At 56.6% G+C, this 26,885-nt stretch carries 20 protein-coding genes; 10 read left to right on the top strand and 10 right to left on the bottom strand.

Translation table 11 applies throughout. From position 1 onward, the window contains the following. The first annotated feature begins 1 nt into the window (after position 1). The gene (locus H7R56_RS23905; RefSeq protein ID WP_106929373.1) at positions 2 to 2,434 is read left to right on the top strand and encodes a bifunctional aspartate kinase/homoserine dehydrogenase II; all 2,433 of its coding nucleotides are present in this window, start codon (positions 2 to 4) and stop codon (positions 2,432 to 2,434) included. On the opposite strand, the gene H7R56_RS23900 is transcribed toward H7R56_RS23905, so the two are convergent. Then, positions 2,409 to 3,593: a cytoplasmic protein gene (locus H7R56_RS23900; protein ID WP_223878957.1), complete on the bottom strand. Its 1,185-nt coding sequence runs from the start codon at positions 3,591 to 3,593 to the stop codon at positions 2,409 to 2,411. The two genes, H7R56_RS23905 and H7R56_RS23900, sit on opposite strands and share 26 nt — an antisense overlap. Positions 3,594 to 3,726: 133 nt before the next feature. Between H7R56_RS23900 and H7R56_RS23895 the strand changes: the two genes are divergently transcribed. Continuing rightward, positions 3,727 to 5,283: a bifunctional metallophosphatase/5'-nucleotidase gene (locus H7R56_RS23895; protein WP_106929375.1), complete on the top strand. Its 1,557-nt coding sequence runs from the start codon at positions 3,727 to 3,729 to the stop codon at positions 5,281 to 5,283. Positions 5,284 to 5,448: 165 nt separating this feature from the next. On the opposite strand, the gene H7R56_RS23890 is transcribed toward H7R56_RS23895, so the two are convergent. Beyond that, positions 5,449 to 5,829, bottom strand: a complete 381-nt coding sequence (locus H7R56_RS23890) for a carboxymuconolactone decarboxylase family protein (protein WP_106929376.1) — start codon at positions 5,827 to 5,829, stop codon at positions 5,449 to 5,451. A gap of 89 nt (positions 5,830 to 5,918) precedes the next feature. Between H7R56_RS23890 and H7R56_RS23885 the strand changes: the two genes are divergently transcribed. Continuing rightward, complete coding sequence (locus H7R56_RS23885) at positions 5,919 to 6,827, top strand: LysR family transcriptional regulator (protein ID WP_106929378.1); 909 nt, start codon at positions 5,919 to 5,921, stop codon at positions 6,825 to 6,827. Here the strand turns inward: H7R56_RS23885 and malI are convergent. Together malI and H7R56_RS23875 are read right to left on the bottom strand one after the other, a co-directional pair. Beyond that, on the bottom strand, positions 6,800 to 7,816 hold the full coding sequence (malI, locus tag H7R56_RS23880) for a Mal regulon transcriptional regulator MalI (RefSeq protein ID WP_106929380.1): 1,017 nt from the start codon (positions 7,814 to 7,816) through the stop codon (positions 6,800 to 6,802). The two genes, H7R56_RS23885 and malI, sit on opposite strands and share 28 nt — an antisense overlap. Positions 7,817 to 7,905: 89 nt before the next feature. Next, positions 7,906 to 9,405: a PTS transporter subunit EIIC gene (locus H7R56_RS23875; protein ID WP_106929381.1), complete on the bottom strand. Its 1,500-nt coding sequence runs from the start codon at positions 9,403 to 9,405 to the stop codon at positions 7,906 to 7,908. Positions 9,406 to 9,855: 450 nt separating this feature from the next. Between H7R56_RS23875 and metF the strand changes: the two genes are divergently transcribed. Both metF and katG read left to right on the top strand, forming a co-directional pair. After that, complete coding sequence (gene metF, locus H7R56_RS23870) at positions 9,856 to 10,743, top strand: methylenetetrahydrofolate reductase (RefSeq protein ID WP_106929383.1); 888 nt, start codon at positions 9,856 to 9,858, stop codon at positions 10,741 to 10,743. A 333-nt stretch (positions 10,744 to 11,076) separates the two neighbouring features. After that, entirely contained in the window at positions 11,077 to 13,251 is a 2,175-nt protein-coding gene (katG, locus tag H7R56_RS23865) for a catalase/peroxidase HPI (protein WP_106929385.1), read from the top strand. Between the two features lie 66 nt (positions 13,252 to 13,317). On the opposite strand, the gene gldA is transcribed toward katG, so the two are convergent. The 3 genes from gldA to ptsP are packed head-to-tail and all read right to left on the bottom strand — an operon-like array spanning position 13,318 to position 17,608. Beyond that, complete coding sequence (gene gldA, locus H7R56_RS23860) at positions 13,318 to 14,421, bottom strand: bifunctional L-1,2-propanediol dehydrogenase/glycerol dehydrogenase (protein ID WP_106929386.1); 1,104 nt, start codon at positions 14,419 to 14,421, stop codon at positions 13,318 to 13,320. 11 nt (positions 14,422 to 14,432) lie between these two features. After that, the gene (gene fsa / locus H7R56_RS23855) at positions 14,433 to 15,095 is read right to left on the bottom strand and encodes a fructose-6-phosphate aldolase (protein WP_106929388.1); all 663 of its coding nucleotides are present in this window, start codon (positions 15,093 to 15,095) and stop codon (positions 14,433 to 14,435) included. A gap of 11 nt (positions 15,096 to 15,106) precedes the next feature. Beyond that, positions 15,107 to 17,608 (bottom strand): phosphoenolpyruvate--protein phosphotransferase, encoded by a 2,502-nt coding sequence (gene ptsP, locus H7R56_RS23850; RefSeq protein ID WP_106929390.1) that lies wholly within the window; start codon positions 17,606 to 17,608, stop codon positions 15,107 to 15,109. Between the two features lie 311 nt (positions 17,609 to 17,919). On the opposite strand from ptsP, the gene H7R56_RS23845 reads away from it, so the two are divergent. The 3 genes from H7R56_RS23845 (at position 17,920) to H7R56_RS23835 (ending at position 19,784) form a co-directional block, all read left to right on the top strand. Further along, positions 17,920 to 18,999, top strand: a complete 1,080-nt coding sequence (locus tag H7R56_RS23845; RefSeq protein ID WP_106929391.1) for a PTS fructose transporter subunit EIIC — start codon at positions 17,920 to 17,922, stop codon at positions 18,997 to 18,999. Between the two features lie 17 nt (positions 19,000 to 19,016). Then, entirely contained in the window at positions 19,017 to 19,337 is a 321-nt protein-coding gene (locus H7R56_RS23840; protein WP_106929393.1) for a PTS fructose-like transporter subunit IIB, read from the top strand. A 90-nt stretch (positions 19,338 to 19,427) separates the two neighbouring features. Then, positions 19,428 to 19,784: a PTS fructose-like transporter subunit IIB gene (locus tag H7R56_RS23835; RefSeq protein ID WP_223878958.1), complete on the top strand. Its 357-nt coding sequence runs from the start codon at positions 19,428 to 19,430 to the stop codon at positions 19,782 to 19,784. Here the strand turns inward: H7R56_RS23835 and H7R56_RS23830 are convergent. The 3 genes from H7R56_RS23830 to argE all read right to left on the bottom strand — a co-directional run bounded on the left by H7R56_RS23830 (position 19,771) and on the right by argE (position 24,929). Beyond that, positions 19,771 to 20,619 (bottom strand): helix-turn-helix transcriptional regulator, encoded by an 849-nt coding sequence (locus H7R56_RS23830; RefSeq protein WP_106929395.1) that lies wholly within the window; start codon positions 20,617 to 20,619, stop codon positions 19,771 to 19,773. The genes H7R56_RS23835 and H7R56_RS23830 overlap by 14 nt on opposite strands. Positions 20,620 to 20,824: 205 nt before the next feature. Continuing rightward, on the bottom strand, positions 20,825 to 23,476 hold the full coding sequence (ppc, locus tag H7R56_RS23825; RefSeq protein ID WP_106929397.1) for a phosphoenolpyruvate carboxylase: 2,652 nt from the start codon (positions 23,474 to 23,476) through the stop codon (positions 20,825 to 20,827). 301 nt (positions 23,477 to 23,777) lie between these two features. Next, positions 23,778 to 24,929, bottom strand: coding sequence for an acetylornithine deacetylase (gene argE / locus H7R56_RS23820; RefSeq protein ID WP_106929399.1), 1,152 nt, complete (start codon positions 24,927 to 24,929; stop codon positions 23,778 to 23,780). Between the two features lie 153 nt (positions 24,930 to 25,082). Here argE and argC point away from each other — a divergent pair, with 153 nt between their 5' ends. Together argC and argB are read left to right on the top strand one after the other, a co-directional pair. Further along, a complete protein-coding gene (argC, locus tag H7R56_RS23815) occupies positions 25,083 to 26,087 on the top strand; it encodes an N-acetyl-gamma-glutamyl-phosphate reductase (RefSeq protein WP_106929400.1) in 1,005 nt (334 codons plus the stop codon). A 9-nt stretch (positions 26,088 to 26,096) separates the two neighbouring features. Beyond that, positions 26,097 to 26,873: an acetylglutamate kinase gene (gene argB / locus H7R56_RS23810; RefSeq protein ID WP_106929402.1), complete on the top strand. Its 777-nt coding sequence runs from the start codon at positions 26,097 to 26,099 to the stop codon at positions 26,871 to 26,873. Positions 26,874 to 26,885: the final 12 nt, after the last annotated feature.

Genomic DNA, 26,885 nt, shown 5'->3' with positions numbered 1-26,885 from the left:
CATGAGTGTGATTGCGCAGGCAGGGGCGAACGAACGTCAGCTGCATAAATTTGGTGGGAGTAGTCTGGCGGATGTGAAGTGTTACCTGCGCGTGGCCGGCATTATGGCGGAGTACTCTCAGCCTGGCGATATGATGGTGGTGTCGGCCGCCGGTAGCACCACCAACCAGTTGATTAGCTGGCTGAAACTCAGTCAGACCGATCGCCTCTCTGCGCATCAGGTTCAGCAGACGCTGCGCCGCTATCAGTCGGATCTGATTAGCGGCCTGCTGCCTGCCGAGATTGCCGATGGCATGATTGCCGACTTTATCCACGACCTGGAGCGTCTGGCCGGGCTACTGGATAACGGCGTGAATGACGCTGTCTATGCGGAAGTGGTCGGTCACGGTGAAGTGTGGTCGGCACGCCTGATGGCGGAAGTGCTCAAGCTGCAAGGTCTGGATGCCGCATGGCTGGACGCCCGCGCCTTTCTGCGTGCGGAGCGCAGCGCGCAGCCGCAGGTGGATGAGGGTCTATCGTACCCGTTGCTGCAACAGCTGATGGCGCAGCATCCGGGTAAACGTCTGGTGGTGACCGGCTTTATCAGCCGCAACAATGCCGGTGAAACCGTGCTGCTGGGGCGTAACGGCTCCGACTATTCCGCAACCCAGATTGGCGCGCTGGCGGGAGTTTCCCGCGTGACCATCTGGAGCGACGTGGCGGGCGTGTATAGCGCCGACCCGCGCAAAGTTAAAGATGCCTGTCTGCTGCCGTTGCTGCGTCTGGATGAAGCCAGCGAACTGGCGCGCCTGGCGGCCCCGGTACTGCACGCGCGTACCTTACAGCCGGTTTCAGGCAGCGATATCGACCTGCAGCTTCGCTGTAGCTACACGCCAGATAAAGGCTCAACGCGCATCGAACGCGTGCTTGCCTCCGGTACCGGCGCGCGAATCGTGACCAGCCATGATGACGTCTGCCTGATTGAATTCCGCGTCCCGGCTGGCCAGGATTTCAAACTGGTACATAAAGAGATCGACCAAATCCTCAAACGTGCGCAGATTCGTCCGCTGGCGGTGGGCGTACACGCGGATCACCGTCTGCTCCAGTTCTGCTACACCTCAGAAGTTGTTGATAGCGCGCTAAAAATTCTTGATGAAGCCGGTTTACCTGGCGAGCTGCGGCTGCGTCAGGGGCTGGCGCTGGTGGCGATGGTAGGCGCGGGCGTCACCCGTAACCCGCTGCATTGCCACCGTTTCTGGCAGCAGCTGAAAGGCCAGCCGGTTGAGTTTACCTGGCAGTCGGAAGAGGGCATTAGCCTGGTAGCCGTGCTGCGCGCGGGCCCAACTGAAAGCCTGATTCAGGGCCTGCACCAATCGATTTTCCGCGCCGAGAAGCGTATCGGCCTGGTGCTGTTTGGTAAAGGCAACATCGGCTCTCGCTGGCTGGAGCTGTTTGCGCGTGAGCAAAGCACGCTTTCTGCCCGTACCGGTTTTGAATTTGTGCTGGCCGGGGTGGTGGATAGCCGCCGCAGCCTGCTGAGCTACGAAGGGCTGGACGCCAGTCGCGCGCTGGCTTTCTTTGAAGACGAAGCGGTTGAACAGGATGAAGAATCGTTGTTCCTGTGGATGCGTGCGCACCCGTATGACGATCTGGTGGTGCTTGACGTGACCGCAAGCGAGCAGCTGGCCGATCAGTATCTGGATTTTGCCAGCCACGGTTTCCACGTGATCAGCGCCAACAAACTGGCCGGGGCCAGCAGCAGTGACAAATACCGCCAGATTCACGACGCGTTTGAAAAAACCGGCCGCCACTGGCTGTATAACGCCACCGTCGGCGCGGGGCTACCGGTTAACCATACCGTGCGCGACCTGATTGAAAGCGGCGACAGCATCCTGGCCATCAGCGGTATTTTCTCCGGCACGCTGTCCTGGTTGTTCCTGCAGTTCGACGGCAGCGTACCGTTTACCGACCTGGTGGATCAGGCCTGGCAGCAGGGGCTGACTGAACCCGATCCCCGTGTCGACCTTTCCGGTAAAGACGTGATGCGTAAGCTGGTTATCCTGGCGCGCGAAGCGGGCTATGACATCGAGCCGGATCAGGTTCGCGTGGAGTCGCTGGTTCCGGCGCACTGTGAAGAAGGCTCCATCGATCACTTCTTTGAAAATGGCGATGAGCTGAACGAGCAGATGCTCCAGCGCCTGGAAGCCGCTCAGGAAATGGGGCTGGTGTTGCGCTACGTGGCGCGTTTTGACGCCAATGGCAAAGCGCGCGTCGGCGTCGAAGCGGTGCGTCAGGAGCATCCGCTGGCGTCGCTGCTACCGTGCGATAACGTCTTCGCGATTGAGAGCCGTTGGTACCGCGATAACCCGCTGGTGATCCGTGGGCCAGGCGCCGGTCGCGATGTGACCGCCGGGGCGATTCAGTCGGATATCAACCGACTGGCGCAACTGCTGTAGTTGTGTTGCCGGATGGCATGTTGCCATCCGGCCATTGATTGCGGCTAATGAGGGTGTTGTATCTCACCGTCAGCGCCTTTATCGTCTGAAATACGGAGTGGGCAGAGTAGCGCCCGCTTTGCTGAAATTCCGTTTGCCGCTGGAGCCAGGCGATAAAAGTATGGCTTGCTGCCAGCGTGATTGCCGCCCCTTGTTCGGCCTGCCCCTCTGTTAACAGGCATACCATTTTACGCGTGCTGCCCTGCTGCCAAATCTGCCACTGATTTTGCCACCATCCCTGATTGGTTTTACCGAGTAACTGCCAGGGCATGATGCATTCACTATCACGCATACTTTCATCAATGAACCAAAGCGAGGCTTGATGCGCGCGGAACTGCTCTGCCCATGCGGTAATCACCGCGCCTCGCAGAAAACATTCATGGGCGACAACGTGCGTTTTGACCCCCGGCCAGAGATGGCTCAGTACCCGGAAATGCCCATGTGCGGCAATGACCGGGCGCAGAATAGCGCCGCTGGCGTTACGTTTGAGCCGCGCGCTGCCGTACTGAATTTCGTCAAATTGACTGCGGCGTAAAAACTGACTTTCTCGCTGACTCACACGCTGAACAATATCGTCATGAACCACCGCTGCTTCATCGACGCCACGCCAGCGATAAAGTAATGATGCGCCAGCCGCATGCGGCGTGAAATTGCTGGAAATATGCAGAACATTGCCGCGAAATGTATCAACGCTGAGCAGCAGATAAAGTTTTTGCGTCGCGCTGGCTCCCTGAAAAGGAACGATGAGGGGGACAGTGGCGATGTGTTCTGGTGAAGGGATTGCAGCGATCGGCGGCTGCCTGGGCGTCCAGACTTTTTTGCAGCTTCGACACTGCACGCGCTGAGAACCCTGGGGATTATGTCCATAACGGATCGTGTCACGATGGTAACAATTCGGGCAAAAAAGACCGTTGTCGGCAGCGAAATCCGTTAAATATGCTGATAACCAACGGTGGACGTGTTCATCGTTAAACAACGGCGGGTAACTCCCACACGCCCGGCAGTGCAGCGCGGCATAGCCCAACCGATAGTCTGGCCAGCTGTAGTCTGGCGAGTTTGCTAACCCCAGATTTTTGCAGCCAAAAGATTTGCAGCAATTGATGATGAACAGCGGCGTCATCGTGTTACCAACGATTTTTAAAGGTCGTTGATTTTGCCCTACACACCTTAACGATAGATGTGAGTTTTCTCACATATAAAAACCTTTCAGAACGTAAGGTAGCAATTCTTTATATGACTGAAAGGGGTTGATTATGAAGTTAAAAATGCTGGCAGTTGGCGTTTTGATATCGCTGCCATTATGGGCATCGGCAAAGGATGTCACTATTATCTATACCAACGATCTCCATGCCCACGTTGAACCCTATAAAGTCCCATGGATTGCGAATGGTACCCGTGATATTGGCGGCTGGGCCAATATCACGACGATGGTGAAGCAGGAAAAAGCCAACAATAAGGCAACGTGGTTTTTGGATGCCGGGGACTATTTTACCGGGCCGTATATCAGCAGCCTGACCAAGGGCAAAGCGATTATCGATATCATGAACACCATGAATTTCGATGCCGTTACCATGGGCAACCATGAGTTCGATCATGGCTGGGACAACACGCTGCTGCAGCTGAGCCAGGCAACATTCCCGATTGTGCAGGGCAATATCTTCTATCAAAACAGCAGCAAAATGTTCTGGGATAAGCCGTACACCATTATTGAAAAAGAGGGTGTAAAAATCGGCGTGATTGGCCTGCACGGCGTGTTTGCCTTTGATGATACGGTTTCTGCTGCGACGCGTGTTGGCATCGAAGCGCGCGATGAAGTGAAGTGGCTGCAGCGCTACATTGACGAGCTAAAGGGTAAGGTCGATCTCACCGTGGCGCTGATCCATGAAGGCACGCCAGCGCGTCAGTCCAGCCTGGGGGGAACCGATGTACGTCGTGCGCTGGATAAAGACATCCAGACGGCAAGCCAGGTGAAGGGGTTAGATATCCTGATCACCGGTCATGCGCATGTCGGTACGCCGGAACCGATTAAAGTCGGTAATACCCTGATTCTTTCTACCGACAGCGGCGGCATTGATGTGGGTAAACTGGTGCTGGATTATCAGCAGAAACCGCATCAATTTACGGTGAAGAACTTCGAACTGAAAACCATTTATGCCGATGAGTGGCAGCCCGACCCGCAGACGAAACAGGTTATTGATGGCTGGAACAAAAAGCTGGATGAAGTTGTGCAGCAGGTGGTGGCTAACTCGCCGGTTGAGTTAACGCGCGCTTATGGCGAATCTTCCTCACTGGGGAACCTGGCGGCAGATGCGCTGCTGGCGGCTGCGGGGAAAGAGACGCAATTGGCGCTGACGAACTCCGGCGGCATCCGCAATGAAATCCCGGCAGGCTCCATCACCATGGGGGCGGTCATTAGTACTTTCCCGTTCCCGAATGAGCTTGCAACAATGGACCTCAGCGGTAAGCAACTGCGCAGTTTGATGGAGCACGGTGCTGGTTTAAGCAACGGCGTTCTGCAAACGTCCAAAGGCCTGGCGATGCAGTACGACAGCAGCAAACCAGTGGGCCAGCGGGTCACAGCATTGACGCTGAACGGTAAGCCAATTGAAGACGCTGCGGTTTATCACATCGCGACCAATAGCTTCCTGGCCGATGGCGGTGATGGTTTTAGCGCATTTACCGAAGGGAAAGCGCGTAATACATCCGGCGGGTATTACGTGTCTAATGCTGTGGTGGATTATTTCAAAGCGGGAAACACGCTGACGGATGAGCAGTTGAAAGGCATGCGTGTGCAAGATGTGAAGAAATAAACGAGAGCAGGCCAGCGGAACATCGCTGGCCTCAGATTGCTGACAAACCCGCTCGCTGTGCCGGATGGCGTCGCAAGCGACATCCTGGGATGTCGATATCAATCAGTCACGCAATCCACGTAGGCCCGATAAGCGTAGCGCCATCGGGGATTTCGGACTTCGTCATTATTTGTCCTGGTGAGAGGTAAACACCTCTTTCGCCGCAAAAAGCCCGTTCAGCGCCGCCGGGAAACCGGCATAAACTGCCATCTGCATAATCACCTCAACAATTTCTTCCTGCGTTAAGCCAACGTGCAGCGCGGCGGCGATGTGTACTTTGAGCTGTGGCGCGGCGTTACCCATGGCGGTCAGTGCGGCGACGGTGGCAATTTCCCGGCTGCGTAGGTCCAGACCCGGACGCGCGTAAATATCACCGAACGGGAATTCAAGCAGATAGCGGGCGAAGTCCGGGGCGATATCCTTCAGGCTCTCGACAACGGCGTTGCCCCCTTTCCCATCAACCTGTTGCAGCATTTTCTGGCCGGTAATAAAACGTTCTGATTGCATGACTCTTCCCTCATAGGTGCGGTGTATGTCGAGAGAATAGGCGGCGTAGAGTGATGTGGATAATACCGATTTCGTGATACCTTTTGGGTATGACTACATCGCCGCTCCACTCTCTGGATATTCGCCTGCTGCGCTACTTTGCCGTGGTGGCGGAAGAGAACAACATGCGCCGTGCGGCGGACAGGCTGTATATGTCGCAGCCGCCGCTGAGCCGCCACATTCGCCAGCTTGAAGAACGGCTGGGGGTGGTGCTTTTTGTGCGTCATACCAAAGGGTTGACGCTCACGGATGAAGGATTGCGGGTGCTGGAGATTATTCGCCCGCTGTTGGCGCAGCAGGACAGGACTTACGCCGCCCTGAGCGGGCTGGTTCAAACGGCAACATCATCGTTGCGGCTCGGGCTGACAACTGCGTTTGAGCCGGATTTTTTTACGTCGCTGGAAGTGCTGCTTGCGACGCGGGTCGAGACGCTGAATATTGTGCGCCACGGTTCGCCGGAGCTGGTGCGCCAGCTCCGGCGGGGGAAAATAGATGCCGCGCTGGTGGCGCTGCCGCTGGAAACGTCAGAGCTAAGCACGATCCCACTTGCCCGCGAGGAGCCGCTGATTGCGGCCCTGCCTGCGCAGTGGCCGGAGTCGGCGCAGGCATCATTGACGCTGCCTGCGATCGCTCATCGGCCGCTGTTCTGGTTTAAGCGTGAACGTAACCCTGCCTTCTTTGACTTTACGCGCGCTATTTTTCGTCGTGCAGGCTATGCGCCAACCTGTATTGAAGAACCGCTGGAGCACGATGTACTGCTGGCGCGCATTGCCCGCGGCGAAGGGCTGAGTCTGTTTCCCGCCTCGTTTGCCGCTATTCAGCGCCAGGGCGTGGTGTTCAGGCCCCTCGAAGAAGCGGCGCTCTGTTTACAGTGCGGGCTGGTCATGCTGCCGGAAAACGCCGCGCGGCTCGGTTGGTTGATCGACGTGATTCAGGCTGATTCGCGAGTGACCAACTGACCCGACAGCGTAATGACCTGGTTTTGTAAGGCGGGCTCTTTCAGCTTGCGGATCATCAGCGTCGCCGCCTGGCGACCGGTCTCTTCGCTGGCGGAAGAGACGTAGGTAAACGCCGGTGACGTGAGGTTGATGTGCAGCATATCTTCAAAGCCAATGAGCGCAACCTGCTGGGTTAAGAAGACATCTTTCCCCACGGTGCGCCCCACTTTATGAATCCCATCAATACAGCCAATCATCGCGTCCGGAGAATGGCACAGCAGCGCGGTGATGGCGTTGTTATTTTCCAGCAGTTGGCGGGTTGCAACGCTTGCCGCGTGCGTGTCGTCGCCGCAGGCGGGGGTAAACTCATCGCGATTGGCAATGCCCAGGCGGGTGAGGGTGCTGCGAAAGCCCACCAGGCGCTGCTGGCGAATCAGGTCATGTTCCTGGCCGCCAAGGTAGGCAATGTAGCGGTGGCCGCGCTCCAGCAGATAGCGGGTGGCCAGGCTGGCTGCCTGCTGGTTATCGCGCAGCACGCGGTTGCATTCGGCGTTGATCGGCGACTGCGACACCACGACCAGCGGCAGCGGACACTGGCGGATTTGCGCGGGTAGCGTATCGCGGCGCACGTCGGACGCCAGATAGATGACCCCGGCGACGCCCTGCTGCTTAAACGACAACAGGCAGCGTTCCAGGTGCTCGTGTTCGTTCAGCGGCTGGCCGAGAAACACCATATAGCCCTGTGCTTCCAGCTCTTGCACAATGCTGGCCATCACTTTGATGGAGAAGCTGTCGCTGAAGTCACGAAGAATAAGACCAATCAGATTAGAGGTGTTAGAGCGGAGATTAGCGGCGGCCACGTTGTGAACGTAGCCCAGCTCATGAATAGCAGCCTGCACTTTTTCGATGGTCGCATCGGAGATTTTTCCTTTCTGACGAAGCACCAGCGACACGGTAGAAACCGAGACGCCCGCGCGTTTCGCGACATCAATTATGCTGACCTTCTTCAAAAAACGCTCCCTGAACCGTGGTGAATATCCGCAGAAAACAAGGAGGTGCCCATCAGGGATGGGAACCTCCAACCGGCGACATCTTATGATTATTTGCCAATCATCGTCGACATGGTTTGCGCGATAAATTGCGCTCTGGCGCCAAAAATCACCTGAATGCCGTTATCGCCGACGAAAACAACGCCACGTGCGCCGATATTGTTCAGGCCATCTTTATCAACCGGCGCTTTATCCGACACTTCCAGACGCAGGCGCGTGATACAGGAGCCTACGGAAGCGATGTTTTGTTCGCCGCCCAGCAGGCCGATAATCTCCGTGGCCAGATCTTCATCGCTTTTATCGCTGGCGCTGACCGTGGTTTCGGTACGGCCCGGCGTTTTGACATCAAAACGGCGGATGACGAAGCGGAAGGTGAAGTAATAGATCAGCCCCATCGGCACGCCGACAATAATGGCGTTGAGGAAGTTGGTCTGATAGCCGTTAAATGACGGCAGGATGCCAAACGAGATGTAGTCGATAAGCCCGGCTGAGAAGGACTTAGCGATGTGTGCGTGCAGCAGGTACATCACCATATAGGAGAGACCGGCCATGATGGCGTTGAAGACGTAGAGAATCGGCGCCACGAAGATAAAGGTGAACTCAACCGGTTCGGTGATCCCGGTCAGGAAGCAGGTCAGCGCGGCCGAGAACAGGATACCGGCGGCGATTTTTTTATTCTTCGTGTGGGCTTCATGGTACATCGCCAGACAAGCCGCCGGCAGTGCGAACAGCATCAGCGGGAACTCGCCCTGCATAAACTTACCGGCATTCTGGTAGGTGTCGCTGCTGAAGGATTTCACGCCTTCTTCCAGCATTTTGAACCAGATAGTTTGATCGCCGTGAATCACCTGGCCTGCGTGGGTGGTGTAATCGCCGAAGGAGTACCAGAACGACGGATACCAGATATGGTGCAGGCCCAGCGGAATCAGCGCGCGTTCAACCAGACCGAAGATAAAGGTCGATACCGCCTGGTTATCGCCATTGATGATCACCGACAGTGCGTCGATACCCGCCTGAATGTGCTGCCAGATGTATGGCAGAACCAGCCCGAGCACAAACGACAGCAGCGCGGTAGCGATGGCGACGAAGCGTTTACCGGAGAAGAAGCCGAGGAATTCCGGCAACTGCATCTTGTGGAAACGGTTATAGCACCAGGCCGCGAGGATGCCGCAAATCAGGCCGCCAAAGACGCCCATTTGCAGAGTCGGAATACCGACCACCATCGCATATTTCCCGCCTTGCCCCGCCATCTCCGGCGTGATACCCAGCACGGTGCTGATGGTGATATTGGTGACGAAGACAGAAACGGCGGCAGACAGCGCCGCGATGCCGGACTCGGATGCCAGACCGACGGCGGAGCCGATGGCGAACAGCATCGGCAGGTTGTCGAAAATAATCCCGCCTGCGTTCATCATCAGCGGCAGGTGGAATTTATCCCCGAACGCCAGCAGCAGACCGGCCGCAGGCAGCAGCGAGATGGGCAGCATCAGCGCGCGGCCAATCATCGACAGTTTAGAAAGCGATTTAACGACACTCGATATCAGACTCATACTGATTTCCCCCGGATAGACGCCTCTTCGTGCGTGCTTTTAATAACCCTGTTTATGTTAGGTATAACGTTATAGTAGAACGTTCTACTTATCGTGAAACAAGCCATTAACGTCTGCAATAGAATTTTTGTTCAGGATGATGATGTGTGGAAAATATGCGAAGTGGCTCGCAATTTTAATTCTGTATAAAAAGTGTGGTTATCGTGATTGAAGCGATACGACGGGCGACGCGTCGCGATGGTTTCCACCTGGAAATGCGGTATTGCTAGTGCTTTATCTTCCCCGGATTCGGAAGATGAACTTTTTTCATCTTTACTGAGTATTACTCACTTTTTACGCCGATCTTTCTATTGACGCCCGTCGTCTTTTGCGGCATTTTTACATCCAGACGTCTAAACGGATAGATGTTTACAGTACAACAATAATGACATGCGATTGATGAGGTAAGGTATGAGCTTTTTTCACGCCAACCAGCGGGAAGCGCTGAACCAGAGTCTGGCTGAAGTAGCCGGTCAGATTAACGTTTCTTTTGAGTTTTTCCCGCCGCGCACCAGTGAAATGGAGCAAACCCTGTGGAACTCTATCGATCGTCTTAGCAGCCTGAAGCCGAAATTTGTGTCGGTGACCTACGGCGCGAACTCTGGTGAGCGTGACCGTACGCACAGCATCATCAAAGGCATTAAGGATCGCACGGGTCTTGAAGCCGTACCGCATCTGACCTGTATCGACGCCAGCCGCGATGAACTGCGGGCGATTGCCCAGGATTACTGGAACAACGGTATTCGCCATATCGTCGCCCTGCGCGGCGATCTGCCGCCGGGCAGCGGCAAGCCGGACATGTACGCCGCCGATCTCGTGACGCTGCTGAAGGACGTTGCGGATTTTGATATCTCTGTCGCCGCCTACCCGGAAGTACACCCGGAAGCAAAAAGCGCGCAGGCCGATCTGCTGAACCTGAAACGCAAAGTGGACGCCGGTGCTAATCGCGCGATTACGCAGTTTTTCTTTGACGTCGAAAGCTACCTGCGCTTCCGCGACCGCTGCGTATCCGCCGGTATTGATGTCGAAATTATCCCGGGCATCCTGCCGGTCTCTAACTTCAAGCAGGCGAAGAAATTTGCCGATATGACCAACGTGCGTATTCCGGCCTGGATGTCGACGATGTTTGAAGGTCTGGACGACGATGCGGAAACCCGCAAACTGGTCGGCGCCAGTATCGCGATGGACATGGTGAAAATCCTTAGCCGCGAAGGGGTGAAAGACTTCCATTTCTACACCCTGAACCGTGCGGAAATGAGCTATGCCATTTGCCACACGCTGGGTGTGCGTCCGGCATAACATTTTGCCGGATGGTGTTAGCTTATCCGGCCTACGACATGGGTATTTTGTAGGCCCGGTAAGCGAAGCGCCACCGGGCAATGGCTCGCGTTCAAATTCCCTGCCTGGACATAAGAAAATCCTCACATTTTTAGTGGTTTATTATCATTTCTCCCGATCGATCACAGCCAACTTACCCCAAATTGTGCAAGCATAGACTCGACCTGCGCAAAAATTCCTCTCTGGCAAGGGAAAAATAAGAGGAATTAACTATCAAATCCGTGGGTCATTTCAGCTATAACTTATCAGCAGGGGTGTATATCTTAACGATAAATACTGTAAGGGAGCATAGTGATGAGCACGCCAGACGATATCCAGAACGCAGGTAAATGTCCTTTCCACCACGGTGGTGGCCACGATCAAAGTGCGGGCGCGGGCACCAGTAGTAAAGACTGGTGGCCGAAGCAGCTTCGCGTTGACCTACTTAATCAGCATTCCAATCGATCCAACCCGCTGGGCGAGGACTTCGATTATCGTAAAGAATTCAGCAAATTAGATTACTCTGCGTTGAAGGGTGATATTCGTGCACTGTTAACAGACTCGCAGTCCTGGTGGCCAGCCGACTGGGGCAGCTATGTGGGGCTGTTTATCCGCATGGCGTGGCACGGGGCGGGTACCTATCGTTCAACCGATGGACGCGGCGGCGCAGGGCGCGGCCAGCAGCGTTTCGCACCGCTCAACTCCTGGCCTGATAACGTCAGCCTGGATAAAGCGCGCCGCCTGCTTTGGCCAATCAAGCAAAAGTATGGGCAAAAAATCTCCTGGGCCGATCTGTATATTCTTGCCGGTAACGTGGCGCTGGAAAACTCCGGCTTCCGCACCTTTGGTTTTGGCGCCGGGCGTGAAGACGTCTGGGAACCGGATCAGGACGTAAACTGGGGCGACGAAAAAGCCTGGCTGGCGCACCGTGATCCTGAAGAGCTGGCTAAACGCCCGCTGGCGGCCACAGAAATGGGCCTGATTTACGTGAACCCGGAAGGGCCGAACGCCAGCGGTGAACCGCTGTCTGCGGCATCTGCCATTCGCGCGACCTTTGGCAACATGGGGATGGACGACGAAGAAACCGTCGCACTGATCGCTGGCGGTCATACGCTGGGTAAAACCCACGGCGCGGCGTCCGCCACCCATGTTGGTCCGGATCCGGAAGCGGCGCCGATTGAATCTCAGGGCCTGGGCTGGGCAAACAGCTTTGGCAGCGGTGCGGGCAAAGATGCCATCACCTCCGGGCTGGAAGTCGTCTGGACTCAGACCCCGACCCAGTGGAGCAACTACTTCTTCGAGAACCTGTTCAAATATGAGTGGGTCCAGACCCGCAGCCCGGCTGGTGCTATCCAGTTTGAAGCGGTCGACGCACCGGAAATTATTCCAGACCCGTTCGATCCGTCGAAAAAACGTAAGCCAACCATGCTGGTTACCGACCTGACGCTGCGCTTTGATCCGGACTTTGAGAAAATTTCTCGCCGTTTCCTCAACGACCCGCAGGCCTTTAACGAAGCCTTCGCGCGCGCGTGGTTCAAGCTGACCCACCGTGATATGGGGCCAAAAGCGCGTTACATCGGACCGGAAGTGCCGAAAGAAGATCTGATTTGGCAGGATCCGCTGCCGCATGCGTTCTTCAACCCAACCGCAGAAGATATCGAAAGTCTGAAAGCAGACATTGCGGCTTCTGGCCTGTCCGTGAGCGAACTGGTCTCGGTGGCGTGGGCGTCAGCCTCGACCTTCCGCGGCGGTGACAAACGCGGTGGCGCTAACGGTGCCCGTCTGGCGCTGGCACCACAGCGCGGCTGGGAAGTGAACGCCACGGCCGCACGCGTGCTGCCGGTACTGGAAGGCATCTATAAATCAGCGCATAAAGCATCACTGGCCGATATTATCGTACTGGCAGGCGTAGTGGGCGTTGAGCAGGCGGCGAAAGCGGCTGGCGTTAGCATCAAGGTACCGTTCACTCCGGGTCGCGTTGACGCGCGCCAGGATCAGACGGATATCGAGATGTTTGAGCTGCTCAAACCGGTTGCCGATGGCTTCCGCAACTACCGCGCCGCGCCGGGTGAAGCGACGACGGAGTCTCTGTTAATCGACAAAGCGCAGCTGCTGACGCTGACCGCACCGGAAATGACGGTGCTGGTAGGCGGTATGCGCGTACTGGGCGCTAACTTTGACGGTAGCCAGCACGGCGTGCTGACCGACAACGTCGGCGCGTTGACGACCGATTTCTTCGTCAATCTGCTGGATATGCGCACCGAGTGGAAAGCGACTGACGAAACGTCCGAGCTGTTCGAAGGCCGCGACCGCGTCAGCGGCGAAGTGAAATACACCGGCACCCGTGCGGATCTGGTGTTTGGTTCTAATGCCGTACTGCGTGCGCTGGCAGAGGTGTATGCCTCTAGCGATGCCAAAGAGAAGTTTGTGAAAGACTTCGTGGCGGCGTGGGTGAAAGTGATGAACCTGGACCGTTTTGACCTGCTGTAAGGTGGCTTTGACGGTATAAAAAAATCCCCGCGAAAGCGGGGATTTTTTGTTTGTGTGGTGAGGGGGTTACTCCCACTCGTGCAGAAAACGCTGCCCATACTGGTCAGCGACCAGCAGCGCCGCGTATACGCGGTCAGGTTCCGCGCCGCCAGGCATGTTGTGAATTGTTTCCCCCTCGGCACAGGCTGCTTCCGCCACCAGGCGCATTTTTGCCGGAATATCATCTTTAATGTCCAGCTGTGCCAGGGTAATTGGCAGACCCACGCTGTGGCACAGTGCGGCCACGGTTTCAATTTCTTCAACCGGCGCGTTTTCCAGCACCAGTTGGGTCAGGGTGCCAAACGCGACTTTCTCGCCGTGGTAATAATGGTGTGCGTCCGGAATCGCCGTCAGCCCGTTGTGCACGGCGTGCGCGGCGGCCAGGCCTCCGCTTTCAAAGCCAACGCCGCTGAGGTAGGTATTGGCTTCGATCACGCGCTCCAGCGCCGGGGTGACCACGTGCTGCTCGGCGGCCAGCATCGCTTTTTCACCTTCTTCAATCAGCGTGTTGTAACACAGTTCAGCCAGCGCCAGCGCGGCCTGGGTGCACTTGCCGCCTGCCATCGTGGTGGCACCGCTACGTGAACAGGCGCGGGCCTCAAACCAGGTGGCCAGTGCATCGCCAATCCCGGCAGCCAGCAGACGGGCCGGGGCGCCGGCAACGATTTTGGTGTCGACAATCACCATATTCGGGTTGTGCGGCAGCATCAGGTAGCGGTCAAATTCACCGTCGTCGGTGTACAGCACGGAGAGCGCGCTGCACGGTGCATCGGTGGAGGCGATGGTGGGGACGATCGCGACCGGCAGATTCATAAAGTGGGCCAGCGCTTTGGCGGTATCCAGCGTTTTGCCGCCGCCAATGCCTAAAATGGCGCTGCATTTGGCGCTGTTTGCCACATCCTGCAGACGGTTAACTTCATTTTGTGAGCACTCGCCGCCGAAGGGGGCAATCTCAACGGCCAGCCCGGCCTCGGTCAGGCTTTTGCGCAACGTCTCTTCGGCAAATCCCAGCACGAATTTGTCGCCCACAACCAGCCAGCTGTTGGCCATCGGTTTTAAGTAATCACCCAGGCGAGTGATAACGTCAGCGCCCTGAATATACTTACCTGGTGATTGAATAATGCGATCCATACATTTCTCCCTTACAGGTTCAGATTACCAAATGCGTTCTTCCAGTCTTGCTCGAACTTCTCTATTGCTGACTCTACCGCGGGTGTGCCGAGCATTTGTTGCGCTACATCTAAAGGAAGGGTGATGGCTTCGCAGCCTGCCAGTAAACAGTCCAGCGCCTGACGCGGTGTTTTAAAGCTGGCGGCCAGTACCTTACTTTCCGGTACGTGGAGTTCCAGCAATGACTGTAATTTCTGCACCATGCGAATGCCGTCGCCGCCCTGGGCGTCAACGCGGTTCACATACGGGGCGACGTATTTAGCGCCCGCCAGCGCGGCCAGCAGCCCCTGTGAGGCGCTGTAAACCGCCGTGCCAAGAGTCGGAATGCCTTCTTTTTTCAGCAGTTTAATCGCCGCCAGCCCTTCAGCGGTAACCGGGACTTTGACCACAATCCCCGGAATGGCGTCATTTAGCTTGCGTGCTTCCGCCACCATGCCGTCAGCGTCGCGGCTCATGGTTTGGGCAAACAGCGTGCCGCTTTCGCCAACCGCTTTTTTCAGGCGCGGCAGCACATCCCAGAGAGATTCTTTGCTGGCAGCGACAATGCTGGGGTTGGTGGTCACGCCAGCAATGGGGAAAATGCGCGCCAGGCGTTCAACTTCCTGCACATTGGCGGTATCCAGATACAGTTCCATGCTCGTTCCTCTTAAAGTTCCAGTTCATGTTGCAGCAGACTGGCGATAGCGTCGGCAGAGGCGGCGTTAACCAGAGAGTTGCGGAATTCTTCGTGCATAATGCGGCGTGCCAGGCGCGAGAAGATGCGCATGTGCTGGTCGCCAGCGGCATGTTTGTTAAGCGTCAGCATAATGATGAACTGCGCTTCTTCATCGCCCCAGGTCACCGGTGCGGGCAGCCGCGCGACGCTGATGGTCGATTGTTCGATATGTTCAGATTTGCTGTGCGGAATGGCGAAGCTGAAGCCCAGCCCGGTGGAGAACACCGCCTCTCGCGCCCACAGGTCAGCCTCCAGCTTGCGTGGGTAGCGGCAGCGCCCGGCGAGCAGCAGATTGTCGGTCATCCCTTTGAGCACCTCTTCTTTGCTGCGCCAGTCGTTATCCAGCGAAATGCAGCGTGGGGTAATCAGCGGCGCGTCCTGCTGGCTCATGCGGAACTGCGCCAGCAGATGTTCGACTTCCAGCGAAGTGCGGCAGGCCATCGCCTGGTTAAGCAACTGACGGCAGGCGCGGCTGTCGAGCTGTGCCAGGCGGGCTTTGGTGGCCGGAATTGACGGTGCGCTCATGCTGATTTCATCCAGACCGAGGCCGACCAGTAGCGGCAGCACCGAGCCTTTCGCGCCCAGCTCGCCGCAAAGACCAATCCATTTGCCCTGGCGATGTACCGCCTGCACGGCGTAGTCGAGGGCGCGCAGGAAGGCCGGATTCAGACTGTTGTAGTGGCGAGTCACTTTGGCGTTATCGCGGTCGACCGCCAGCAGGTATTGCGTCAGGTCGTTACTGCCAATGCTGAAGAAATCGATCTCTTCACAGCATTGATCGATAATAAACATGACCGACGGTACTTCCAGCATGATGCCTAGCGGAATGCGTTCATCAAACGGTACGTGCTCGCTGCGCAGCTGTTGTTTGGCTTCGGCGACCTTTTCTTTTACCCACAGAATCTCTTCCATCGAGGAGATCATTGGGATCATAATTTTCAGGCTACCGTGTGCCGACGCGCGCAGAATGGCGCGTAGCTGAGTGGTGAACAGCGCCGAGTATTCTTCGTAGATACGCACCGCGCGATAGCCGAGGAACGGGTTGTTCTCCGCCGGAATATTAAGGTAATCCACCGGTTTATCGCCGCCAATGTCCATCGTGCGAATAATAATGCTCCGTCCGTTGGCGGACTCCAGTGCCTGGCAGAAAATATTGTACAGCTCGCTTTCACTCGGCTCGCTGGCCCTGTCCATATACAGCATTTCGGTGCGGAACAGACCGACCGCTTCTGCACCGTTGCCAAAAGCCGCCAGTGCTTCGACGGAGTGCGCGATGTTGGCGGCCACTTCCAGACGGATGCCGTCAGCGCTGCGCGCTTCTTTATGCAGCCACTCGCTTTGCTGTTCGCGAATAGCGGCCTGCATGCGGGCCTCCTGCTGATAGTAGCGGGCGATCGCTTCCGTTGGCGCGACGACGACCGCACCGGCGTTACCGTCGAGGTACACCGTCTGGTTTTGCCATGGTGTCATGGCGTCGATATCTACACCGACGAGCGTCGGAATGTTGAACGAACGGGCAAGAATAACCGTGTGTGACGTGGTACCACCGCTTTGCAGCAGCAGCCCTTTCAGTCGCGTTTTATCCAGCTCCAGGAACTGGCTTGGGGTCAGTTCTTCTGCGATGCAAATAGCCGGTTGGGTCAACTGCCCTGGTGCAGGGAAACGCTGTTCGCCGTAGATATGCTGGAGCAGCTGGAAGCCAACATCGCGCACATCCAGCGCGCGTTCCTGTAGATAACTGCTGCTAGAGCGGGTGAATTCGGCGCAGAAGTGGTTGGTGCTCTCGACAATGGCCTGTGCGCAGCTTAGGCCGCCGTTAACGCCCGCCAACAGGTGTTGGCGCAGCGAGGCGTCGGTCGCCAGCGAACGGTGTGCTTCAAGAATGGCGCTGGCGGTGCTGTCGCTGTCCAACAGGCGCAGTTCCAGCGTTCTGACCAGCCGGGTCAGCCCGGCGTCCAGCGCAGATTGCTCCTGTTCCGGACTTTGAGCCGATGGCAGATCGCTGAGGTTATTGAGATCCAGCGCGGCCAGGCGGGTTAAGGTACCGCCCGCGCTGCCGCTGCAAACGGGCTGAGCGCGGAACAGCGTTGGGTTCAGCCGGGTTAACGATTCTGGCAGGGGGGCCTGCTCAATGCTGTCAGCCTGCGCCAGCGGTGCGTCGCACAGCGGGAACTCGTCTTTTAGCCAGACGGAAAGGCGCTGGTGGGCGGCCTGTTCATCGCTGCCGTGAATGATGAGCTGGCAGCTATCGCCCGCCAGGGTATCGGTGCCAATCAGCGCCAGTGCGCTTTTGGCGTTGCCTTTACGGTCGGTGCGCAGGTTATGCCATTCAATATCACAGCGAAACGTGTTGCACAGCGTCTCAACATGGCTGGCCGGACGGGCGTGAACGCCGTTCGGTAATTCACAGACAAATTCAATAACCAACGCCATAGCCTTCTCTCCCAATCATTCGTTATAGGCAACAGAATAGGGGGCTTGCCATCGGCATCGCTATCTGACAATTATGCCAAAAACTGGACAAATGTATGGTCTGCTGGAAAATGAGAGCAACCTCACAGGTTGCTCTCTTCCCCTATAAAGAAGGGAAGCGGGTGAACTTTTGAGGTCGCTCGCATTTTTCTTCTGACATTACAAAAATCCAGTAAATGCACTTTTTATCCACTGTCTGCCCCGTCGCCAATTGCCTATTGTTTGTCACAACACCTTAATGGACATGGGCCAAAGAAGCCCAGGAGCGACTGATGAAAGAATTGGTGCACATACTCAAAAACACCCGTCAGCACTTAATGACTGGCGTGTCGCATATGATCCCGTTTGTGGTTGCGGGCGGCATTTTGCTGGCGGTCTCCGTCATGCTGTACGGCAAGGGGGCCGTACCGGATGCTGCTACCGATCCTAACCTGAAAAAGTTGTTTGATATTGGCGTCGCGGGCCTGACGCTGATGGTGCCATTCCTCGCGGCCTATATCGGTTACTCCATCGCCGAGCGCTCCGCGCTGGCACCGTGCGCCATCGGCGCATGGGTGGGCAACAGCTTTGGTGCGGGCTTCTTTGGCGCGCTGATCGCCGGGATTATCGGCGGTATCGTCGTCTATTACCTGAAGAAAATTCCGGTGCACAAAGTGTTGCGCTCGGTGATGCCTATCTTCGTGATTCCTATCGCCGGCACCTTCATTACCGCAGGGGTCATGATGTGGGGGCTGGGTGAACCGGTTGGTCTGCTGACCACCAGTCTGACCCACTGGCTGCAAGGGATGCAGCAGGGCAGTATCGTCGTGCTGGCGGTGATCATGGGCCTGATGCTGGCGTTCGATATGGGCGGCCCGGTGAATAAAGTCGCCTACGCCTTCATGCTGATCTGCGTGTCGCAGGGGGTGTATACCGTGGTGGCGATTGCCGCGGTGGGGATCTGCGTGCCGCCGCTGGGTCTGGGGCTGGCGACGCTGATTAACCGTAAGAATTTCAATAATGAAGAACGTGAAGCCGGTAAAGCGGCGCTGGTGATGGGCTGCGTGGGCGTGACCGAAGGGGCGATTCCGTTCGCCGCCGCCGACCCGCTGCGCGTTATCCCGTCAATCATGCTGGGCTCCGTTTGTGGTGCGGTAACTGCGGCGTTAATGGGCGCGCAGTGCTACGCCGGCTGGGGCGGTTTGATTGTCCTGCCGGTGGTGGAGGGCAAGCTGGGTTATCTGCTGGCAATTGTGGTAGGGGCGGTCGTCACCGCCGTCAGCGTCAACCTGCTGAAGAGTCTGGCACGTAAGAACAAAAAAGCGACGGTCGAAAAAGAAGACGACCTGGATTTAGATTTCGAAATTAACTGATTGAGAAGGTAGAGATTATGACCAATATTATTGCGGTAACGGCCTGTCCTTCCGGCGTAGCACACACGTACATGGCCGCAGAAGCGCTGGAAAGCGCGGCGAAATCAAAGGGCTGGAACGTGAAGGTCGAAACACAGGGGTCGATTGGTCAGGAAAATGAGCTGACGCAGAGCGATGTGGCGGCAGCAGATATGGTGATTCTGACCAAGGATATCGGCATTAAGTTTGAAGAGCGCTTTGCCGGTAAAACCATTGTGCGGGTGAATATTAGCGACGCAGTGAAGCGTGCTGACGCTATTATGAATAAAATTGAGGCACACTTAGCGCAGAGCGCCTAAGCATAACCTCGATACCATAGGTACCGACAGACTGGCGGGCGCGAAAGATTTTTGCGCCCGCCAGCGTTTATTTTCTGCAAGGAGGGGACGATGGCGGCAACGAGCGGACGAATGTTAGTGGCGGTAACCGCTTGCGTAAGCGGCGTGGCCCATACCTATATGGCGGCTGAACGTCTGGAAAAGCTCTGTCAGCAGGAAAAGTGGACGATAAAAATTGAAACCCAGGGCGCGCTGGGGATTGAAAATGCGCTTACGGAAGAGGATATCCGCCGCGCCGATGCCGTGCTGTTGATTACCGATATTGAACTGAACGGCAGCGATCGTTTTACGCAAAGCCGCTATGTACAATCAGGCATCAGCGCCTTTTTACGCGAGCCGCAGAAGGTCATGAGCGCGGTGCGTAAGCTGCTTTCCGCGCCGCAGCAGACGCATATTATTCTGACATAGTCAGTTGGCTGTGGTACTGGCGGCGGTACTCCGACGGCGAGCGCGCGGTGTTTTTGCGAAACAGTCGGCAGAAGTAATTGCTGTCTATAAATCCGCAGGCGTGGGCAATCTCTTTGACCTTTAAATCATACCCCTTCAATAGCCGCCTGGCGTGCTCCAGGCGGGTATGATTGAGGTATTCATTAAACCCCATAATGCCGCTTTTCTGGAACAGGTGTGACAGATAGTTTGGCGAAATATAGAACGCTTGCGCTACCGATTCACGGGTGAGCGGCTCGGCAAAATGGGTATCAATATACTCGCGAATCGCATCGAATAGCGCCTGGCTGCGTGAGGCAGTTTGGATCTGGCTGCTGAGCAGGTCGGCACAGTGGCTGACCAGGCTGGTGGCAATCAGCCGGGCGGTTTGCTGTTCCTGCGGCTGCATCTGGATTTCGCTCATGGTTTGCAGCAGGAAAGAGCCAATGCGTGGCCCGCGACGGGCGACGTGCTGTTTTGCGAGGTTTTGCAACCGCATGCCGTCCCACTGCTGAACGCTAAAGCCCAGCTGTTGCTTGCCAAACAGGATGCTGAGGGTGGTGGCGGAGGACTGCCACTGGGGAAAGTTCCAGCCGCCCGCAGGTACGTAAAGCGCCTCGAGCGCGTTCATGCAGGGGGCGTCATCACCCAGCCCTGCGTCGGCGAGCTGCCCCTCCAGCAGGATCTCCAGACGCGGAAAATCGACCTTAAACGCCATTTCTGGCAAAGGCGTGTGGTTAACCGCGAAATGAATTTTTTGCAGTGGCGTAATGCCGGAAGCAATCTGGGAAAGCAGCGGATTGATGTCGTAAAACATGAGGCTCCCTGTCGTGATGAACAACGAAGAAACCTTAACCGAGGGGATAAAAAAAGGCCACAAAGAATGTGGCCTTTTCAGATTGCTGACAAACCTGTTGGCGCGGTGCCGGATGGCGTCGCAAGCGACTTATCCGGCCTACAAAGGATGTCGGCAATCCACGTAGGCCCGATAAGCGCAGCGCCTTCCGGCAACGTACGCGGAATTAACCGGTGTTACGCATACCCGCCGCGACGCCGGCGATGGTGACCATCAGCGCCTGTTCGACGTTATGGTCTGGTTCCAGACCTGCTTCTTCCGCTTTACGCGAGCGATGCAGCAGTTCGGCCTGCAGGACGTTCAGCGGGTCGGTATAGATGTTACGTAGCTGGATAGATTCGGCGATCCATGGCAGATCGGCCATCAGGTGTGCATCGTTAGCGATATCCAGTACCACTTTGATATCGGCTTCCAGCTGCTCGCGCAGCTCGGCGCCCAGCGCCCACAGCTCAGGTTTCACCAGACGCTGATCGTAGTATTCCGCCAGCCACAGGTCCGCCTTCGAGTAGACCATTTCCAGCATACCCAGACGGGTAGAGAAGAACGGCCAGTCGCGGCACATCGTTTCCAGCGCGTTTTGCTTACCGTCTTCCACCACTTTTTGCAGCGCGGCACCGGCACCCAGCCAGGCGGGCAGCATCAGGCGGTTTTGCGTCCAGGCAAAGATCCACGGAATGGCTCGCAGAGATTCAACGCCGCCGGTCGGACGTCGTTTGGCCGGACGAGAACCCAGCGGCAGTTTACCCAGCTCTTGCTCCGGCGTAGCGGAACGGAAGTAAGGCACGAAATCTTTGTTTTCACGCACGTAGCCGCGGTACATCTCGCACGAGATGTCGGACAGCTCGTCCATAATGCCGCGCCATTCTTCTTTTGGCTCCGGCGGCGGCAGCAGGTTTGCTTCCAGAATAGCGCTGGTATACAGCGACAGGCTGCTGACGGTGACTTCCGGCAGACCGTATTTGAAACGGATCATTTCGCCCTGTTCCGTCACGCGCAGGCCGCCTTTCAGGCTCCCCGGCGGCTGTGACAGCAGCGCGGCATGGGCCGGCGCGCCGCCGCGCCCGATAGAACCGCCGCGGCCGTGGAACAGCGTCAGCTCAATGCCTGCTTTTTCGCAGGTTTTGATCAATGCGTCCTGTGCCTGATATTGCGCCCAGGAGGCTGCCATTACGCCCGCATCTTTTGCGGAGTCGGAATAGCCAATCATCACCATCTGTTTGCCCTGAATGAAGCCGCGATACCAGTCGATGTTGAGCAACTGGGTCATCACGTCATCGGCGTTGTTCAGGTCGTCCAGCGTTTCGAACAGCGGAGCGACCGGCAGTGCGAAGGTGATCCCGGCTTCTTTCAGCAGCAGATGAACCGCCAGCACGTCGGACGGCGTTTTGGCCATTGAGATCACGTAAGCGGCGACGGAACCCTGCGGCGCGTCGACGATCGCTTTACAGGTTTTGAGCACTTCGAGGGTATCGTTGCTCGGCTCCCAGCTGCGTGGCAGCAGCGGACGCTTAGAATTCAGTTCACGGATCAGGAATGCCTGTTTGTCGGCTTCAGACCAGCTTTCATAGTCGCCAATGCCGAGGTAGCGGGTGAGCTCGCCCAGCGCTTCGGTATGACGGGTGCTTTCCTGGCGGACGTCAATACGTACCAGCGGGACGCCAAAACACTTCACACGACGCAGGGTGTCGAGCAGTTCGCCGTTGGCGATAATGCCCATACCGCAGGCCTGTAGTGATTTATAACAGGCGTACAGCGGGTCCCACAGCTGTTCGTTCTGGCTGATCAGGCCCGCCGGTTTTGGCAGACGCTGGCCTTTGAGACGCGCTTCCAGCCAGGCCTGGGTGGCCATCAACTGACTGCGCAGGGTTTTCATCAGGTAGCGGTACGGTTCGGTTGCGCCTTCTTCGCCAACCAGCTCGCGCAGCTCGTCGGTGCATTCCACCATCGACAGCTCGGAGATCAGCACCTGAATATCTTTCAGGAACAGGTCGGTGGCTTTCCAGCGACTTAACAGCAGGACGTGACGGGTAATTTCTGCGGTGACGTTCGGGTTGCCGTCGCGGTCGCCGCCCATCCAGGAGGTAAAGCGTACCGGAACGAAGTCGACCGGCAGGCGATAGCCAAGGTTCTCTTCGAGCTGTTCGTTAAGTTCGCGCAGATAGTTAGGCACGCCTTCCCATAGGCTGTTTTCAACCACCGCAAAGCCCCATTTTGCTTCATCAACCGGGCTTGGACGATGCTTACGAATTTCATCCGTATGCCATGACTGGGCAATCAGCTGGCGCAGGCGGCGCATAATCTGGTTGCGTTCGTAGTCGGCAATATCGTTATTATCGAGCTGTTTCAAGCAGTTGTTGATTTCACCCATCTTGTGAATCAGCGTACGACGCGTGATTTCGGTTGGGTGGGCAGTCAGCACCAGCTCCAGTGACAGGGATTCAACCGCCTGTTTAATGGTGGTTTCGTTGAGATCGGGTTGGTCTTTGAGTTTGCGTAGAGTGCGGGCAATCACTTCCGGGTTGCTTGCCGCTTCGCCTTTCGGCGAAATGCTGTGGTACTGTTCGGCGGTGTTGGCCAGGTTAAGGAACTGGCTGAACGCGCGGGCGACCGGCAGCAGTTCATCGTTAGACAGGTTCTGCAGCGTGCTGAGCAGCTCCTGGCGATTGGCTTCGTTGCCCGCACGAGAAGATTTGGACAACTTACGGATCGTTTCTACACGGTCAAGAATGTTCTCACCAAGCGCATCCTTGATGGTATCGCCTAGCACTTTACCGAGCATACTGACATTACTACGCAACGCGGAATATTGTTCGTTCATTAACCCAGACACCCCATCTCATTTTATTTTGTTATATCCCGCCCTTTGGAACGAAAGGCCGGAATAAAGACACCTCTTTTATAAAGCCACGTAAAAACCCTTACGTCAATTGCTGCGAAATCGCTTCAGCAAACGAATAAATCGCGGCAATTTACGAAAGTTAATTCGCTTCGTGCCAGATAAGGAATGCTTATGAAAATGTGAGGGAGATCGCGGCTTAGAGATGCCGGATGGCGCTGCGCTTATCCGGCCTACGGGCGGGGGTAGGCCCGGTTGGCGTAGCGCCACCGGGCAAGATTCATTAGTGCCAGCAGAAGTGATGCACCACCTGGGTAATTAACTCGCGCGTCGGCTTAATAAAGCGGGTTTCCAGGTATTCGTCCGGTTGGTGTGCCTGGTTGATCGAGCCCGGGCCGAGGACGATTGTCGGGCACAGGGTCTGGATAAACGGCGCTTCGGTGCAGTAGTTCACGACGTCGGTTTTGGTACCGAGCAGTTTTTCCAGCACTTCAACCAGCTGGTGATCCGGCGGGCATTCGTAGCCAGGGATAGGCGCGTGCAGTTCGCTGACCGTCAGGCGCCCAGGCCACTGCGCGCTGACCGGCTCGAGCGCTTCATCCAGCAGACCGTTGAGATCGCCCAGCGTCATGCCCGGCAGCGGACGGATATCCATGTGCAGCTCACAGCAGGCGCAGATGCGGTTGGAGGCATCGCCACCATGAATGCTGCCGAGGTTTAGCGTTGGGTATGGCACGGTGAAGGCATCATAGTGATAGCGTTCTTTTAGCGAATCGCGCAGCTGCATCACGCGGCCAATGGCGTCATGCATGATTTCAATCGCGTTGACGCCGCGCGCCGGATCGCTGGAGTGGCCAGACTGGCCCATCACGCGAATGGCGTTCGACATATGGCCTTTGTGTGCGCGCACCGGCTGTAAGGACGTCGGCTCGCCGATGATGGCGCAGTCAGGACGGAGCTCGGTGGACTCGGAGAAGTAACGCGCCCCCGCCATGCTGGTCTCTTCATCTGCCGTTGCCAGAATGTACAGCGGTTTTTTCAGCGTCGTCACATCCACATCACGCAGCGCATCGAGAATAAAAGCGAAGAAACCTTTCATGTCGGCGGTGCCGAGGCCGTAGAGCTTGTTGTCGTGTTCGGTCAGGGTGAACGGATCGCGAGTCCAGCGCCCGTCATCAAACGGTACCGTGTCGGTATGACCGGCGAGCAGCAGCCCACCCGCGCCGTGGCCGGTGCTGGCCAGCAGGTTGAATTTATTGCGCGTGCCGGGGACCGGCTGCACCTCAACATTGAAGCCTAAAGAGGAGAACCAGTCTGCCAGCAGAGTGATTAAAGACGCATTACTCTGATCGAGCGCTTCTTCGGTTGCGCTGATGGACGGGGTGGCGATCAACGCACGGTAAATCTCGATAAATGGTGGTAAATTGTTTTTCATTGTTGACACACCTCGGGTCGTGATAGTATCAATATTCATGCAGTATTTGTGAATAAAAATACATTATCATTAGGCGTAAGAAAACCCACCAACGGTAGGGTGAAGTGACGACGCTTAATCAGGCAAACAGACATAAGAAGGTAAACGGCCCCGATGTTGAATACGCTGATTGTGGGCGCGAGCGGCTACGCTGGCGCAGAGCTTGTGACCTATGTGAATCGCCATCCTCATATGAACATAACCGCTTTGACGGTCTCAGCGCAAAGCAATGATGCAGGAAAGTTAATCTCAGATTTGCATCCACAGTTAAAAGGGATTGTCGATCTGCCGCTGCAGCCGATGTCCGATATCAGCGAATTTAGCGCGGGCGTAGACGTGGTGTTTCTCGCCACCGCGCATGAAGTCAGCCACGATCTGGCGCCGCAGTTCCTCGCGGCGGGCTGCGTGGTGTTCGACCTCTCCGGGGCGTTCCGCGTCAATGACGGTGCCTTCTACGAAAAATATTACGGTTTTACCCATCAGTACCCCGAACTGCTGGAGCAGGCGGTGTACGGTCTGGCGGAGTGGAACGCGGATAAACTGAAAGAGGCAACGCTTATCGCGGTGCCGGGCTGCTACCCCACGGCGGCGCAGCTTTCCCTGAAACCGTTGATTGATGCCGATCTGCTGGATCTCTCTCAGTGGCCGGTGATCAATGCGACCAGCGGCGTGAGCGGTGCTGGGCGTAAAGCAGCGATCTCCAACAGCTTCTGCGAAGTTAGCCTGCAGCCGTACGGCGTATTTACCCACCGCCATCAGCCGGAAATTGCCAGCCATTTAGGCGCCGAGGTGATTTTTACCCCGCATCTGGGCAACTTCCCGCGTGGGATTCTGGAAACCATTACCTGCCGTCTGAAACCGGGCGTAAGCCAGGCGCAGGTGGCGGACGCTTTACAACAGGCCTACGGCGACAAGCCGATGGTGCGTTTATACGAGAAGGGCGTTCCGGCGCTGAAAAACGTGGTGGGCCTGCCGTTCTGCGACATCGGTTTTGCCGTTCAGGGCGAACACCTGATCGTGGTAGCAACCGAAGATAACTTATTGAAAGGCGCCGCCGCACAGGCCGTGCAGTGTGCCAATATCCGTTTCGGCTTTGCTGAGACGCAGTCTCTTATTTAAGGTGTGACGATGATGAATCCATTAATTATCAAACTGGGCGGCGTGTTACTGGATAGCGAAGAGGCGCTGGAGCGTCTGTTTACCGCGCTGGTTAACTACCGCGAGTCGCATCAACGCCCGCTGGTGATTGTTCACGGCGGCGGCTGCGTGGTGGACGAACTGATGAAACAGCTCAACCTGCCGGTAAAAAAGAAAAATGGCCTGCGCGTCACGCCAGCCGACCAGATTGACATCATCACCGGCGCACTGGCGGGTACCGCCAACAAAACGCTGCTGGCATGGGCGAAGAAACATGATATCGCCTCCGTTGGCCTGTTCCTCGGCGACGGCGACAGCGTGAAGGTCAGCAAACTGGATGAAGAGCTGGGCCACGTGGGCCTGGCGCAGCCGGGTTCGCCGAAGCTGATTAATCTGCTGCTGGAAGGCGGTTTCCTGCCGGTGGTGAGCTCAATTGGCGTGACCGACGAAGGGCAACTAATGAACGTCAACGCTGACCAGGCGGCAACCGCGCTGGCGGCAACGCTGGGCGCAGACTTGATTCTGCTCTCCGATGTGAGCGGTATTCTCGACGGTAAAGGCCAGCGTATTGCCGAAATGACGGCGGCGAAGGCTGAACAGCTGATCGACCAGGGCATTATTACCGATGGAATGATTGTGAAGGTGAACGCGGCGCTTGATGCGGCGCGTACGCTGGGTCGCCCGGTGGATATCGCTTCATGGCGTCACGCGGAGCAATTGCCGGCGCTGTTTAACGGCACGCCGATTGGTACGCGTATTCTGGCTTAAACATTTGTGTGC

The sequence above is a fragment of the Klebsiella sp. WP3-W18-ESBL-02 genome, assembly GCF_014168815.1.
GTDB lineage: Bacteria > Pseudomonadota > Gammaproteobacteria > Enterobacterales > Enterobacteriaceae > Kluyvera > Kluyvera ascorbata_B.
This window is presented reverse-complemented; position numbering and strand designations above follow the sequence as displayed.